Raw genomic sequence first — 212 nt, forward strand, 5'->3', positions numbered from 1 at the left:
CTGCGGCATGGCATCGATGTGCCGGTCGTGGCGGGTATTATGCCGGTGACAAATGCCAAACAGATCAACCGGATCTGTGAATTGAGCGGGACCAAACTGCCTGCGAATTACCGCGCTATCGTCGAGAAATTTGCAGATGATCCCGAAGCGTTAAAACAGGCGGGTATTGCTTATGCTACGGGGCAGATTGTTGATTTAATCGCTAACGGACT

At 51.4% G+C, this 212-nt stretch carries 1 protein-coding gene; it reads left to right on the plus strand.

Translation table 11 applies throughout. The annotated features are described in order from the left end of the window. A partial coding sequence (locus HJY11_RS14615; RefSeq protein WP_208076570.1) for a methylenetetrahydrofolate reductase occupies positions 1-212 on the plus strand: 212 nt, incomplete at both ends.

This window comes from Bittarella massiliensis (ex Durand et al. 2017), assembly GCF_017566145.1.
GTDB lineage: Bacteria > Bacillota > Clostridia > Oscillospirales > Ruminococcaceae > Bittarella > Bittarella massiliensis_A.